The sequence below is a fragment of the Pseudofrankia coriaricola genome (assembly GCF_032027725.1).
Classification (GTDB): domain Bacteria; phylum Actinomycetota; class Actinomycetes; order Frankiales; family Frankiaceae; genus Pseudofrankia.
Map to the genome: position 1 here is coordinate 59,225 of NZ_JASNFO010000071.1, position 13,544 is coordinate 72,768.

The 13,544-nt window shown below is 70.3% G+C and carries 10 protein-coding genes and 1 tRNA gene; 8 read left to right on the forward strand and 3 right to left on the reverse strand.

The window, feature by feature from the left end:
- Nucleotides 1-106: 106 nt before the first annotated feature.
- The 6 genes from gyrA (at nt 107) to QOZ89_RS31795 (ending at nt 8,817) form a co-directional block, all read left to right on the forward strand.
- Nucleotides 107-2,656: a DNA gyrase subunit A gene (gene gyrA / locus QOZ89_RS31770; protein ID WP_071053381.1), complete on the forward strand. Its 2,550-nt coding sequence runs from the start codon at nt 107-109 to the stop codon at nt 2,654-2,656.
- A 34-nt stretch (nt 2,657-2,690) separates the two neighbouring features.
- Nucleotides 2,691-4,112 (forward strand): DUF3566 domain-containing protein, encoded by a 1,422-nt coding sequence (locus QOZ89_RS31775; RefSeq protein ID WP_312627350.1) that lies wholly within the window; start codon nt 2,691-2,693, stop codon nt 4,110-4,112.
- 111 nt (nt 4,113-4,223) lie between these two features.
- Nucleotides 4,224-4,297: transfer RNA gene (locus tag QOZ89_RS31780), tRNA-Ile, on the forward strand.
- Between the two features lie 1,084 nt (nt 4,298-5,381).
- Nucleotides 5,382-6,656: a glycosyltransferase family 4 protein gene (locus tag QOZ89_RS31785; protein ID WP_071053379.1), complete on the forward strand. Its 1,275-nt coding sequence runs from the start codon at nt 5,382-5,384 to the stop codon at nt 6,654-6,656.
- A gap of 3 nt (nt 6,657-6,659) precedes the next feature.
- On the forward strand, nt 6,660-7,463 hold the full coding sequence (locus tag QOZ89_RS31790) for a class I SAM-dependent methyltransferase (RefSeq protein WP_312627352.1): 804 nt from the start codon (nt 6,660-6,662) through the stop codon (nt 7,461-7,463).
- Nucleotides 7,450-8,817 carry a prenyltransferase/squalene oxidase repeat-containing protein gene (locus QOZ89_RS31795; protein WP_083419860.1) on the forward strand — a complete coding sequence of 456 codons (1,368 nt, stop codon included), beginning with the start codon at nt 7,450-7,452 and terminating at the stop codon, nt 8,815-8,817. Before QOZ89_RS31790 ends, QOZ89_RS31795 begins: the two co-directional genes overlap by 14 nt.
- Before the next feature lie 492 nt (nt 8,818-9,309).
- Here QOZ89_RS31795 and QOZ89_RS31800 read toward each other — a convergent pair whose 3' ends face one another.
- Together QOZ89_RS31800 and QOZ89_RS31805 are read right to left on the reverse strand one after the other, a co-directional pair.
- A complete protein-coding gene (locus tag QOZ89_RS31800; RefSeq protein ID WP_071053451.1) occupies nt 9,310-9,927 on the reverse strand; it encodes a class I SAM-dependent methyltransferase in 618 nt (205 codons plus the stop codon).
- Nucleotides 9,928-10,170: 243 nt separating this feature from the next.
- Nucleotides 10,171-10,716: a PadR family transcriptional regulator gene (locus tag QOZ89_RS31805; RefSeq protein WP_071053378.1), complete on the reverse strand. Its 546-nt coding sequence runs from the start codon at nt 10,714-10,716 to the stop codon at nt 10,171-10,173.
- A gap of 111 nt (nt 10,717-10,827) precedes the next feature.
- Here QOZ89_RS31805 and QOZ89_RS31810 point away from each other — a divergent pair, with 111 nt between their 5' ends.
- Both QOZ89_RS31810 and QOZ89_RS31815 read left to right on the forward strand, forming a co-directional pair.
- Entirely contained in the window at nt 10,828-11,691 is an 864-nt protein-coding gene (locus QOZ89_RS31810) for an SDR family NAD(P)-dependent oxidoreductase (protein ID WP_312627354.1), read from the forward strand.
- Nucleotides 11,692-11,832: 141 nt separating this feature from the next.
- Nucleotides 11,833-12,501 (forward strand): class I SAM-dependent methyltransferase family protein, encoded by a 669-nt coding sequence (locus QOZ89_RS31815; protein ID WP_312627356.1) that lies wholly within the window; start codon nt 11,833-11,835, stop codon nt 12,499-12,501.
- Nucleotides 12,502-12,590: 89 nt separating this feature from the next.
- Here QOZ89_RS31815 and QOZ89_RS31820 read toward each other — a convergent pair whose 3' ends face one another.
- A complete protein-coding gene (locus QOZ89_RS31820; protein WP_071053375.1) occupies nt 12,591-13,427 on the reverse strand; it encodes a metallophosphoesterase family protein in 837 nt (278 codons plus the stop codon).
- Between the last annotated feature and the right edge of the window lie 117 nt (nt 13,428-13,544).

The following is a 13,544-nucleotide window of genomic DNA, read 5'->3' on the forward strand; positions in this document are numbered from 1 at the left end:
GCTGGCCACGATTGATGGCACTAACTGCGACATAGCGTATTAACCGACTAGTTCCGTGCTGTCGGGGTAATAACCGACAGGTTCCGTACTGCCCTGGAAGGACATCGTGGTCGACGTACTACCGCCGCCTGGCGACCGGATCGAGCCGATCGGCATCGAAGTCGAGATGCAGCGGTCGTACCTCGACTACGCGATGTCGGTCATCGTCGGGCGCGCCCTGCCCGAGGTCCGCGACGGCCTCAAGCCCGTGCACCGCCGGGTGCTCTATGCCATGTACGACGGTGGCTACCGCCCGGACCGGGGGTACTTCAAGTGCTCCCGCATCGTGGGTGACGTCATGGGTAACTACCACCCCCACGGCGACACGGCGATCTACGACACCCTGGTGCGGCTCGCGCAGCCGTGGTCGTTGCGCTACCCGCTCGTCGACGGGAACGGCAACTTCGGCTCGCCGGGCAACGACCCGCCGGCCGCCATGCGGTACACCGAGGCCCGGATGGCCGCGCTGGCCATGGAGATGCTGCGCGACATCGACGCGGATACCGTCGACTTCGCGCCGAACTACGACGGGCGCTCCCAGGAGCCGCTGGTCCTGCCCAGCCGGTTCCCGAACCTGCTCGTCAACGGCGCGGGCGGCATCGCGGTCGGCATGGCGACGAACATCCCTCCGCACAACCTGCGCGAGGTCGCCGGCGGCGTCCAGTGGGCCCTCGACCACCCGGACGCCACCGACGAGGAACTGCTCGAGGCGCTCATCGGCATCGTCAAGGGCCCCGACTTCCCGACCTCCGGCCTCATCGTCGGCCGCTCCGGGATCGAGGACGCCTACCGCACCGGCCGCGGCAGCATCCGGATGCGCGCCATCGTCAACGTCGAGGAGAACAAGGGCCGCACCCAGCTCGTCGTCACCGAGCTGCCCTACCAGGTCAACCCGGACAACCTCGCCGAGAAGATCGCCGAGCTGGTCCGCGACAACAGGGTCTCCGGCATTGCCGACGTCCGGGACGAGACCTCGGCCCGCATCGGTCAGCGCCTGGTCATCGACCTCAAGCGCGACGCCGTCGCCAAGGTCGTGCTGAACAACCTGTACAAGCACACCCAGCTGCAGGACACCTTCGGTGCCAACATGCTGGCGATCGTCGACGGCGTGCCGCGGACCCTGCGGCTCGACCAGATGATCCGCTACTACGTCGAGCACCAGGTCGACGTCATCGTCCGGCGGACCCGCTACCAGCTGCGCAAGGCCCAAGAGCGTCTGCATGTCCTCAAGGGTCTGCTCATGGCGCTCGATCATCTGGACGCCGTGATCGCGCTGATTCGCAATGCCGAGTCGGCCGACGCCGCCCGGCAGCAGCTGATGAACGGTGAATACGCCACTGGTCAATACGCCCAGATGGCGGGCACTGTCGCTCCTGGCCAGGACTATCGGCTCTCCGAGATCCAGGCGACTGCGATCCTGGACATGCAGCTGCGCCGGCTCGCCGCCCTGGAGCGGCAGCGGATCATCGACGAGGCCGCCGAGCTGGAGGCTCGGATTGCCGAGCTGGAGGCCATCCTCGCCTCGCCGCAGCGGCAGCGCGAGATCATCAGCGAGGAGCTCAAGGAGGTCGTCGACAAGTTCGGCGACGAGCGGCGCACCCGGATCGTGCCGTTCGAAGGCGAGATGTCGATCGAGGACCTGATCGCCCAGGAAGATGTCGTCGTCACGGTCACCCGGGGCGGCTACGCCAAGCGCACCAAGACCGACCTGTACCGCTCGCAGCGGCGCGGCGGCAAGGGCGTGCAGGGCGCCGCGCTGCGCGAGGACGACATCGTCGAGCACTTCTTCGTCACCACCACGCACCACTGGCTGCTGTTCTTCACGAACAAGGGCCGGGTGTACCGGGCCAAGGCGCACGAGCTGCCCGAGCAGGCTCGCAGCGCCAAGGGCCAGCACGTGGCGAACATTCTCGCCTTCGGCCAGGACGAGCGCATCGCCGAGGTGATGGCGATTCAGGACTATCAGGCCGCGCCCTACCTGGTGCTCGCCACCAAGCGCGGGCTGTGCAAGAAGTCCGCGCTCGTCGACTTCGACTCGAACCGCACCGGCGGCCTCGTCGCGATCAACCTGCGCGAGGACGACGAGGTGATCGGTGCCAGGCTCGTCGGCGCCGAGGACGACCTGCTGCTGGTCAGCCGCAACGCCCAGTCGATCCGGTTCCACGCCGACGACGAGCAGCTGCGCCCGATGGGCCGCGCCACCGCCGGAGTGATCGGCATGCGGTTCGACGCCACCGACGAGCTGCTCTCGATCGCCGTGGTCAAGGCGGACCTGCGGGCCGACCTGCTGGTGGCGACCAGTCGCGGCTACGCCAAGCGGACGCCGCTGGGCGAATACCCGATCCAGGGCCGCGGGGGCAAGGGCGTGCTTACCGCGAAGATTGTTCCCAGCCGTGGCAACCTGGTCGGCGCGCTCGTCGTCGAGCCTGACGATCAGCTCTATGCCATCGCGTCGAACGGCGGCGTGTTGCGTACCGTGGCCAAGGACGTTCGTCGGGCACAGCGCCAGACGATGGGCGTGAAGCTGATCGACCTTGAGCCCGGTGTGCAGGTCGTGGGTGTCGCGCGTAATGCTGATGCCGAGGACGTCGATGGCGACGAGCCGGCGGCCGGCTGACCTGCGGGGCTGACGGGGAGCTGAGGGGAGACGCGTGAGCGACAAGGACGAACGGCCGGGCAGGTCCGGCGCGCTCCCAGGGACCGCCACCGACGGCGAGAACCCTGATCCGAGCGCCGGCAACCCGTTCTTCGAACGGCAGGGGAGCAAGACGGACGCGGACACCGGCCGGCCGGCCGCCGACGCGACTCCTGCCAGGACGGCGACGAAGACACCCACGGCGCCAGGGGCCGGCTCGGGCAGCCCCGAGGATGACAAGACCGCGGTGGTGCGAGCCGTCGCCCCGTCGTCGGCGCCGGCCACGGCGAAGAAGAACGCGGCGAAAACGACCACTCTGGACACGGCGCCGGCGAAGGCGCCACCGGCCTCCGCGGCCACCACGACTGTCGCTACTCCGGTCGCACCCCCTCCGCTCGTCGACAAGGGTGGTTCGCACCGCGCCGACCGGTCGGAGCCTTATGCCGCGACTGGCCGTGGCGCGCCGGCCAAACCGGCCGGAGCGGACCAGCAGGCGCAACCTCCGCGCGACCCCGACACGATGGCCATCGTGCGTAACCCAGCCCGGGGCCCGGACAAGGCGCGTGACACCAGCCGGGATGCCCGTGCCCGCGGTGGTGATGTTCCCGAGCGTGCGGAGCGGGACCGGCCAGGGCGCTCCGCGCCACGGCCAGAACGCTCCGACCGTCCGGCCACGGGCGCCGATACCCGTAAGGTCGCCGCCGTGGCCGCCCCCAGCCCCGACCCGGACCGGACCCGCGCCGAGCCGGCGAAGCCCGACCTGGCCAAGCCGTCCCGTGGGCCCGCCGTCCCGGCCGAACGCGTGCCGGCACCAACCTCCGGCTCCCGCCCCCTCGGTCCTGCCGGTGGCCCGGGGCCTGACCGGGGCCGGCCCGCCGCCGACCAGGAGTGGGCGAGGCCGCCGCGCGCCGACCGGCAGGAGCCCGGCGGCGTCGCCGGTCCCCCCGGTCCCCCCGGTCCCCCCGGACGTCCCGGACATCCCGCCCATCCGGTTCAGCCTGGCCGGTACGACCGGCCCGAGCCGGTGCGCCAGGACTACCAGGACGACTACCTGGGCGGCGAGGACGACCTCAGCCGGGCTGGTCGGCGGGCCAAGCTAAGGCTCACCCGGGTCAGCCCGCTGACCGTGACCAGGCTGGCGTTCGCGTTCTCGCTCTGCGTCTTCCTCGTCGTCATGGTCGCCATCGCGGTGCTCTGGTTCGTCCTGAACTCGATCGGTGTCTTCGACAGCATCGTCGAGGCGGCCGGCACCTTGACCACCGACGAGAGCAGCAACGTCGGCTCCTGGCTGTCGTTCGGCCGCGCCATGCAGATCAGCCTGCTCATCGGCGCGATCAACGTCATCCTGATCACACTGCTGTCGACCCTCGGCGCACTTCTCTACAACCTCTGCTCCGACATGATCGGCGGCATCGAGGTCACCCTCAGCGACCGCTAGTGGCGGCCGGCGGCGCCGCCCACAGCGGCGCCGCCATCCTGTACTCTTGGCACCGGCAGGCCGTACCCCCTTGGGGCCGGCCTGTAGGCTCGCTATATAGATGTGGCATCTGGACCTATAGCTCAGTCGGTTAGAGCGCTTCCCTGATAAGGAAGAGGCCGGTGGTTCAAGTCCACCTAGGTCCACGCGCCGGCCTCTCCTGCTCGCTGACTTGGTCAGCTTCGCCGAGGGCCGTTATTTTGCCCCGGGGCCGAGCCCCGGACCCCACGCCAGGGGGCTTCGCCCCCTGGACCCCCGCGTAGGCCGGATTGCTTCCTGGCTGCTGTGTGAGGCTGATCCCGCGTTTGGGGGCTTCGCCCCCTTGCCCCCTGGCGGCTTCGCTTTGGTTGGGGCTGTTTGCTGGCTGTTTCGGCTGGGGCCCGTGCCTGGGGCTTCGCCCCTTGCCCCCTGGCTTCGCTTTGGTGGGGCTGCTTGCTGGTTGTTCGGCTGAGGGTTGGGTCTCGTGCCGGGGGCTTCGCCCCTTGCCCCCTGGCGGCTTCGCTTTGGTTGGGGCTGTTTGCTGGCTGTTTCGGCTGGGGCCCGTGCCTGGGGCTTCGCCCCTTGCCCCCTGGCTTCGCTTTGGTTGGGGCTGCTCTCTGGGTGCCGGTAATGCTGCGCTGGGGCCGAGCCGCGGAGCGGGGCGCCAAGGGGTTCGCTGCCTGGGCCCGGTTGTACGGCCTGGTTGGGGGCGGGATTCTGGGATTTCGGGTGGAAGTTTTTCGTCGTCTGACGGGATTTCTTCTTGTCTTGTTTTTCTGTAGCTGGTTTGTTGGCCTTTACGGGGCTGCGGGTGAGGCTGGTGGGGTGATCGTCGCCGCGTCCACCGTGATGGGGGCGAGGCTGCCCGTTCGCGAGGTGCCGGCGCTTACTGGCGCCGGTCATCTCGGCGGGGGACGAGGCCGGTCGGTCCAGCGCGAGGGGGTGCCTGAGTCGGAGAGTTCGGGCTCCGAGCGATCGCCGAGCGGGGGAGTCGAGGCGGGGCTGCGCTCAGCGACTATCCGATTGCTTACTTTAGGTGATATGCAACTACTATGGGTATTTGTGCTTTGACGCTGTCGGTGAGGGGACAGGGAATCGGGCTGGTCGGTTCGTCAGTGGTGGACCGAACCGTTACGAGCCGTCGGTGAGGTCGGGGAGCAGGTCCGATGTGCAGGAAGATCGGGCGAATCTGTCCTAATGTGACAAGTAGCGGCGCTGCTCTCGACCGGTAGGCGAGAGGGAGCCTGAGCCATGGGAGGGGCACCGTTGCGGATCGCGTTGCTGTCGTACCGCAGTCTCCCGACCTGCGGGGGCCAGGGTGTGTACATCCGCCAGCTGTCCCGTCAGCTCATCGGGCTCGGCCATCAGGTGACGGTGGTCAGCGGGCCTCCGTACCCGGACGTGGATGACGGGGTCGAGCTGCAGCGGCTGCCGAGCCTGGACCTGTGGGGCGAGGCGGACCCCTTCCGCTGGCCGTCGCCGCGTGAACTGCGCGACGTGGCCTCGCTGACGGAGTTCGTGATGATGCGGACGGGACAGTTCTCCGAGCCGCTCGCGTTCAGTCTGCGTGCGTACCAGGCGCTGCGGCCCCGTAAGGGCGTCCCGCCGCCGTTCGACATCGTGCACGACAACCAGACCCTGGGCTACGGGATGCTGAGGCTGCGCCAGGCACTGGCGCCGCACGGCGTTCCGCTGGTCGCGACGGTGCACCATCCGATCACCGTCGATCGCCGGCTGCACTTGGAGGCGACGAAGGGGGCGAAGGCCCGCTTCGGCGTCCGTCGCTGGTATTCGTTCCTGCCCATGCAGGCCCGGGTCGCCCGCCGGCTGGATGGCATTGTCATCCCGTCGGAGAGCTCGCGCACCGACATCATCGCGGACATGGGCCTCACGTCCGACCGGATGCACACCGTTCCGCTCGGCACCGACCACGAGGCGTTCTCGCCGAACCCGTCTATTCCCAAGGTTCCCGGTCGGATCGCGGTCGTCACCAGCGCCGACGTCCCGCTCAAGGGGCTTCTGGTGCTGCTGGAGGCGCTGGCGAAGATCAGAGCCGAGCGGGAGGACGCGCACGTCGTCTGCGTCGGCAAGGCCCGTCCCGGTGGCGCCGCCGCGCGCCAGGTGAGCGAGCTGGGCCTGACCGATGCGGTCACCTTCCGGTCCAACCTCGAACAGTCCGAACTCGTCGACCTGCTGCGGTCCGCCGAGGTCGCGGCCGTGCCCTCCCTCTACGAGGGTTTCAGCCTGCCGGCCGTCGAGGAGATGGCCTGCGGCCTGCCGCTCGTCGCGACCACCGCCGGAGCACTGCCGGAGGTGACGGGCCCGGACGGCGAGGCGGCCCTCACCGTGCCGCCGGGCGACGCGGACGCCCTGGCCGTGGCCATCAGCCGGCTGCTCGGCGACCCGGAGCTTCGGGCTCGCCTTGGCGCCGGCGGGCGCCGTCGCGTCGAGGAGCGGTTCTCCTGGCAGGTGGCGAGCGCCGCGACGGCCGACTGGTACGCCGAGCGAGTCGCGGCGCTTCGGTAACCAATGCTGACAGTTGACTTCAACCAGTTCCCGGTAGGCCCCGGCGAGCGTGTGCTCGACCTCGGCTGCGGGGCCGGACGGCATGCGTTCGAGGCCTATCGCCGCGGCGCCGACGTCGTGGCGCTCGACTACTCGTTCGGCGACGTGGTGGCCGTGGGCGGCATGCTCGCCGCGATGGCCGCCGAAGGCCAGGTGCCGGAGCGAGCGAGGGCGGGCGCCGTGCGTGGCGACGCGTTCCGCCTGCCGTTCGCGGACGCGACGTTCGACCGGGTGATCGCGGCCGAGATCCTCGAGCACCTGCCGGCGGATGAGAAGGCGATGGCCGAGTTGGTCCGGGTGCTGCGACCCGGCGGGCTCGCGGCCGTGACCGTGCCGGCCTGGCTGCCGGAACGGGTGTGCTGGGGCCTGTCCACCGGCTACCACTCCGTCGAGGGCGGCCATGTGCGTATCTACCGCCGGGGCGAGTTGCGTGGCCGGCTGACGGCCGCCGGCCTGGAGTACGTCGGCGGCCACCAGGCCCACGCGCTGCACTCGCCGTACTGGTGGCTACGTTGTCTCGTCGGTGTCCACGACGACGACCATCCGGCCACGAAGCTTTACCACCGCCTTCTGGTGTGGGACATGATGAAGCGCCCCAGGCTGACCCGGTGGACCGAGCAGGCGCTCAACCCGGTGCTCGGGAAGAGCGTGGTGCTCTACCTGTGCAAACTGCCCGTCGCGGCCGGGATGGCGTCGGAGCTGATGGAGGCTCAGGCGGCGGTCGCCACGTTCACGAAGCTGGAGGAGACCAGGCGTGGTGTCGGCTGAGCAGCCCGATCCGCACCTGCTCCGGCCGGACGGGCTCACGATGCCCGACCGGCCCGACCGGCCCGGTCAGCGGCCGGGTTGGCCCGAACAGATCAGGCGGCCCGATCGCCCGGCCCGGCCCGCGCCGGCGCCGTGGCCCGCGCCGTTGCTGAGCCGCGCCGAGATCGTCGCGACGGCCGACGCGCTTGTCGCCATGCAGGAGCCGGACGGCGCGATCCCCTGGTTCGCCGGCGGCCACACCGAGGCCTGGGACCATCTCGAATGCGTGATGGCGCTCGAGATCGGCGGCCGGCAGGACGCGGCCCAGCGGGGCTGGGACTGGCTGGTGCGCAACCAGCGCCCCGACGGCTCGTGGGCGGGCAGCACGGTGGGCGGCGTCGTCAAGCAGGACCACGCCGACAGCAACCAGTGCGCCTACGTCGCCACCGCGGTCTGGCACCACTGGCGGCGCACCGGCGACCGCGCGTTCGTTGCCCGGATGTGGCCCGTGGTCCGGGCCGCGCTGGACTTCGTGGTCGACATGCAGGCTCCCAGCGGCCAGATCTGGTGGGCCCGGTCGGCCGACGGCAGCGACTACCCGGCGGCCCTGGTCACCGGATGCGCCAGCACCCTGCACAGCCTGCGCTGTGGGCTTGGCCTCGCCAACCTCGTCGGCGAGGCGCAGCCAGGCTGGGAACTGGCCACCGGCGCGCTCGCGCACGCGGTGCGTGCCCACCCCGAGTACTTCCTGCCGACCGATCGCTGGTCGATGGACTGGTACTACCCGGTGATCGGCGGCGCGCTCAAGGGCGCCGAGGGCCTGGCCCGGCTACGCGAGCGCTGGGACGACTTCGTCGTCGACGGCCTGGGTATCCGGTGTGTCGACGACGAGCCATGGGTCACCGGCGCCGAGACGTGCGAACTCGCGATCGCGATGCACCTGGCCGGGGAGACGGCCGCGGCGCGCACACTCGTCGACGACATGCAGCACCTGCGCCACGACGACGGCGCCTACTGGACCGGCTGGCAGTTCGAGACCGGCTGCCACTGGCCGGTGGAACACAGCTCCTACACGGCGGCCGCCGTCATCCTCGCCGTCGACGTGCTCGCCGGCGGCGTCAGCGAGGCGGTCTTCCGCGGCGACGACCTGCCCGAGCCGATGACCATCCTGGAGCCCATCCAGCCCGGGGACAGATCCCATCCCGGGGCCGCGGCCCTGCCGGTGGGCCGGATCCCGCCGCTTCCGCGTAGCGGGGAACAGCTGGAACTGGCCTGCGACTGCGAGCCGGCCCCGCTGCTCGCCACCTGGGCCAGCGGCCCGCTCGCCGAGCGCCTCACCGAGGGCGGGCGCGAGAGCACCCGCCTGTCGGGGTGAGGCGCTGGACGCGCTCACCCCGTGTCGGGCGCTGGGCGCCCTCCCCGCGTGGTTCCGGGCCCTGGCATATGGCGGTGGCAGGGCTTGGACTGGGTTGACGACGTGGCTGGCAGACCTCCCAGATCGGCTTCGCCGATCCGGCAGGGACCCCGGGCATTGCGCCGATGCGCTGTCGCCACGTGTGGCTGAGATCCGTTTACTGGTCGCTGGGACGGTGTCGCGGGCCATCGCGGCTGGACATCCGGGCCCGTAGGCGTATGACACGGGCCCGTCTGGCTCAAAACCCATGGGGCGGCCGCGTTGGCGCAGCGCTGATTTGTTGCCACTGGGCCGTGGTGGCGTTGCCGGTTCCCTGTCGCTGGGTATGGCGAGGTCGCTGGCGGCCCAGATGGGCTCGTTACTTTGGGTATCCGTTCAGTGGCAGTTAATGGAAGTTAACTGGCAATAAAGCAGGTAGCCGGGCCAGTCGGGGATTGGCGGGCGGGTGGCTCGCTAGGGGACGCGATCGAGGACGCGCAGGGAGCCGGTGCGGGAGCGCTCCTTGAAACCGTCGTCCAGCGCTCGCAAGAAGATGTGGTACGGGGCCTGGCCGCCGTCCGCGGGGTCGGGGAACACGTCGTGGATGAGCAGCGTGCCGCCCGGCGCGACGTGGTGCGCCCACGCCTCGTAGTCCGCCTGGGCCTGGTACTCGGCGTGCCCGCCGTCGATGAACAGCAGGGAGACGGGTGTCGTCCACCAGCCGCCGACCTGCTCCGTGCGTCCGATGACGAGGGTGACGACGTCCTCCACGCCCGCGTCCTCGAGGTTGCGGCGCAGGAAGGGCAGCGTGTCCATCCGGCCGGTGCGCGGGTCGACCACCGTCGGGTCGTGGTGCTCCCAGCCGGCCTGGTTCTCGTCCGAGCCGCGGTGGTGGTCGACCGTCACGACCTGGGCCCCCGCCTCTCGAGCGGCCGCCGCAAGGTAGATCGTCGACTTCCCGCAGTAGGAGCCGACCTCGAGGATCAGCCCACCCGCCGGCACCGTTCTCGCCGCGGCATAGAGCGCGTCACCCTCGTCCTCCGGCATGAACCCCTTCGCGGCCAACGCCGCCCGCCGCAGCCCCTTATCCACAAGGTAGGTACTACCAGAAACGGGCCCGTCGATCCGCCGCCCCGGCTCGCCCCCACAGGCCATGATCGCCAGCCGTCCGTGAAAGAGCGCGGAAACGGGCCCGTAGGCGGACCATCCGAAGATGATCGGTTGGTCATTTTCGACGCCGATTGTCAACTGGGGCAGGCGGACCGTCGAGGACGACTCCGTCACCGCGGAGCGGGCCCGCCGGGGGAACCAGCTGCCAGCTGCCAGGCGACGCGGTCAGCTTGTGCGGTCGGGGTCGCTGACCGGCGGCATGGCGCGGGCCCACTCGGCCCAGTCGGCCAGGGCCTGGAAGAGCCGGACGCCGGCTTCGGCCGCGATGCGGATCGACCGGGTCTGCGGGCTGTCACCGTAGTCGCCGCGATCCTTGGCGGTGGTGTGCTCGCGGTAGAGGTTCGCCTGCTCGGCGAAGTAGCGGCCTTCCCGTTCGAGATGGGCGTCGAGGTCGTCGGGCGCCATCAGCCAGAAGAACACGGAACGTAGCAGGGGCTCAATGCGCAAGGTGTGGTCGACCTCGCCTTCGGTGAGCCAGCGGCGGACCTCGTCGAGACCGGCGCCGGTGATGCCGTACGCCTTTCGCCCCCTCGGTCCTCGGCTCTCCACCTCGATCAGGCCCGCATCGGCCAGACGGCCGAGCTCGGCATAGATCTGAGGATGCTGAGCGGGCCAGATCGGCCCGAGGGTCTCCTGAAACCGGCGGGTGAGGTCGTAGCCGCTGGCCGGTCCCTCGGCCAGCAACCCAAGCAGCCCATGTCGTAGGGACACCCTCACCCGCTCCCGTCGGTAGACACATGTACACCTTGACACGTCGGCAGCACCACGTGGATGCTCGCACCTGTCTCAACCAACATGTCACTTCATTCATGTGAGGCTTCCGTGTCGCAGCCAACAGATCGCCTAGCGGTCCTCGTCACCGGCGCCGCCGGCGGCATCGGTACGGCCATCACCGAGACGCTGGCCAGGCGTGGTCTCCACGTCTACGCGGCCGTGCGCGGCGGTGGTGAGCACCTGAAGGGCCTTCCGAACGTCGACATCGTGGGCTTGGACGTCACCGACCGAGGCAGCGTTCGCGCCGCGGCCGAGCAGGTCACCGCCGCGCGGCGGGACAGGGGTCTGCGAGCGGTGGTGAACAACGCCGGAGTGATTGTCCACGGCCCGGTCGAGCTGGTCGCCGCCGCCGAACTGGAACGCCAGTTCGCCGTCAACGTCTTCGGCGCGGTCGAGGTCGCGCAGGCGTTTCTTCCGTTGCTGCGAGCGGGCCGCGGCCGCCTGGTGAACATCAGCGCCCCGAGCGCGAGCGTCGCGATCCCCTTCGCCGGACCGATCTCGGCGAGCAAGGCGGCACTCGACTCGTTCTCCGACGCCGCCCGCGTCGAACTGGCGCCCTGGGGCATTCACGTCGTGACCGTCGTCCCCGGAGCTATCGAGACCCCGATCTTCACCAAGGCCGACGCCGCCGCGCAGGCCGCGCTGCGCGACGCGGACCCGGGCAAGGTCGCCCTGTACAGCCGTCAGCTCGAAGCCGTCGCCGGCGCGCAGGCGGCGATGAGGACCTCGAAGCCCCAGACCGTCGCCGACACCGTTCTGCGCGCGATCGAGGCCTCGAAGCCGAAGGCCTACTACCTCGCCAATGCCGATGCCCGCGCCGCGGCGATGCTGTCCCGCCTTCCGACTCGGACCAAGGACCGCCTTCTGACCCGCATGCTCGGCCTGCGCAAGACGGCTCCAGTGGCGTCATAGCGCCTGGACGCGCCTCCGGCTGTCCGGCCATCCCCGGACTCGGCGATCTCCGGATTCCAGAGCCGCGCGATCCCTGTTCCAGAGCCGCGCGATCCCTGTTCCAGAGCCGCGCGATCCCTTTCCTGGCTACGGTGGGAGCTTGTGAATCGTCCCGCTTCGGAGCGTCATTGGGTCGACTGGCACCGGCGGTACGACGTCACGGGGTCGTCGCTGAGCCGTCGCCTCGCCATGGTCCAGCGGCGCATCCGGCAGGCGCTGGACGACCAGCCACCGGGGCAGATCCGGGTGCTGAGCATGTGCGCGGGCCAGGGCCGCGACATCCTGGGCGCACTGGTCGACCATGAGCGTCGTGACGACGTCCGGGCCAGGCTCGTCGAGCTCGACCCCGATCTTGCCACCGACGCGGAGCGGGCGGCGAGGTCCGCCGGCCTGGATGGTGTACGGGTCGTGGTCGGGGACGCATCGGACCTTGGTGCGTACGAGGGCATTGCGCCGGCGCACATCGCCCTGGTCTGCGGAGTGTTCGGCAATGTCAGCGACGCCGACGTGCGGCACACCGTCGAGCAGCTGCCCCGGCTGTGCCGGCCGGCCGCGACCGTGATCTGGACACGTCATCGCCGTTCACCTGATCTCACTCCCACCGTGCGCTCCTGGTTCGCCGCGACCGGGTTCGAGGAGGTGGGGTTCGACGTCGAGGACGGCTTCCTGATCGGTGTGGGAACCCACCGGCTGGTCGGACCGACGTTGCCGTACCGGCCCGACATCCGGCTGTTCGATTTCGTCGGTGACGGCGGCGGGGCCCACCTGTAGCGAGCAGGCGTCCGGGTCCGGTCCGGATCCGGGCCGGACCACGTTCGCGACGGCGGCGGTTTCGGCCGGCCCGCTCGGGGCGTCGCGCATCACCCGATGCGGACCGCCTCCGGAAGCTGGTAGACGGCGAACGGGGCGCCGATGACCGGCGCGGCAACGTTGCGTACCGCGGTGCCGGCGGGCGTCACGCCGACCTCGGTCCCGTAGTGCGCGTGGCCGTGCAGGGCCAGCGTGACCTGGCGCCGGGCGCCTGGGACCAGGTCGCGGGGGTGTTCGTCGCCTATCCGGTGGTCAGACGTCCCGGTCCCATGAACGTCGTCTGTCCTGGTCGTCGCGCCGGGCGGGGGTTCCCCGTCGATCGCCGCGCCGAGGAGGTGGCTGCCCAGGAACGGGTACAGCTCCAACGGCTCGCCTACGAGGGTGTCCCGGGTCGGCGCATAGTGCGTGAGCGCCACCCGCACGTCAACGTCGAGCTGCTCCAGCGCGCCTCGCAAGGCCTGCGCGGTCGTCGCGGCATGCCGGGCGAACGCCTTCATTTCCTGCTCACCGTGCGCGGTGGCCGCGCGGCCGGTGAAACCTCCAGCGAATCCCTTCACGCCGGCGATCCCGACCTGTCCTCCAGCGGTGTCGACGACCGTTGACGCCCCCTCCAGCACGGTCACGCCGGCGCCGGTCAGCATCTCTGCGAACGCCGCCTCTTCGCCGCGGTTGTAATCATGGTTCCCGAGAACGGCGATCACCGGCAGGTCCAGCCCACCGAACAGGTCGCGGGCCTCCGCGGCGGAATCGATACTGCCGTCCTCGGTCAGATCCCCGGCTAGAAGGAGGATGTCGGCCACGTCGGCCGCGCGCTCGTACAGAGGCCGAAGCCGGGCCGCGGAGCCGGTGGTGACGTGGAGATCTCCAACTGCCGCGATTCGGACCATGACCCGATCGTCCCCCGCGCTCGCCCACCGAGTCGCGGATTAGGCGATCTGGCCCAGTACCGCATGTCGGCGGCGGTATCGACCTTGGCCCTGGCGCCCCCCCGCGCTGAGGCCGTC

Coding starts and splice junctions, on each gene's coding strand:
- QOZ89_RS31785 (WP_071053379.1), top strand. CDS start 5,382: ATGGGAGGGGCACCGTTGCGGATCGCGTTGCTGTCGTACCGCAGTCTC.
- QOZ89_RS31820 (WP_071053375.1), bottom strand. CDS start 13,427: ATGGTCCGAATCGCGGCAGTTGGAGATCTCCACGTCACCACCGGCTCC.
- QOZ89_RS31790 (WP_312627352.1), top strand. CDS start 6,660: ATGCTGACAGTTGACTTCAACCAGTTCCCGGTAGGCCCCGGCGAGCGT.